Raw genomic sequence first — 952 nt, forward strand, 5'->3', positions numbered from 1 at the left:
ACGCCTGATGCTGAGTATCGCTCTGATGAGCTTTATCACGAACTGTCCATCGACGAACTCGAACGTGGACTGGATGGCCGCAAGCCCGCACAGGTTGACCCAGACGTGGCGCGGGCCAAAGAAGAAGAGATGCTCAAAGCGGAATGGGAAATGGAGTATTCCCAGGTCAACAAAGGCCAGCTCTCGCAAGAAGCGTTTGTAGATTTCTACGGCCCTGACCTGCTCAAAAAATTCGACTTCGATAAATTCAATGCCTGGAGAGCGAAACGGGAATCCACGAAGCAAAGCACGACGCAACCTCTCGACGTCGAGGAACCCACGAAGCAAATCAGCGTCGAGCCTGGAACACCGGACTCACCCTCTGACGCGATCAAGCAATTCATCAACGGTGACACCGGAGCCATCAAGCGTTATGTCGAGGCCAATAAATCCCAGACACCAGAACCGGCAGTAGAAACTCCGGCAGCCCCGACACGTTCCCTCAACCTGCCCGACGAAGACCCCGCTCCTGACTACAAAATCTCCGAAGGGGCACCGGCCTCCGCTGGCGATTTCAATCAGCCAGGGCCAGGGTATCGCCGCGCCATCAAAGCCACCGACGCAAAAGGCAACACCTACTACCGTGTTCACGGTGCCGAATCCAAAGGCGCAACCCCAGAAGAGTCCTTCACCGCCATGCTCGGCAAGAGCAATCTCACCTGGGAACGGGGCGTCGTCGAATCCAAAGTCACCGGCAGTCGCAAGGCCGACAACCAGGAACGCGCCGCACAGTCCTGGATCGCGGACGCCGACCAAGACCACCCGAGAGAACTCAACCCTGTTCACGACGTCAAGGCACAGGCCGAGGCCGAGAAGATCGGCAAGTCCACCAAGGCCACGCCCTTCGAAGAGCTGGACAACATCAAGATCAAGCTCTCACTCAAGCGGCATATCAAAGCGTTGAATGTCGCGG

General features: G+C 57.1%; 1 protein-coding gene. It reads left to right on the forward strand.

Annotated features, from left to right (window positions below):
- Nucleotides 1-952, forward strand: a 952-nt coding sequence (locus AK963_RS34125; protein WP_175404747.1) for a hypothetical protein, incomplete at both ends; no start/stop codon positions are given.

Source organism: Endozoicomonas atrinae, assembly GCF_001647025.1.
Lineage (GTDB): Bacteria > Pseudomonadota > Gammaproteobacteria > Pseudomonadales > Endozoicomonadaceae > Endozoicomonas > Endozoicomonas atrinae.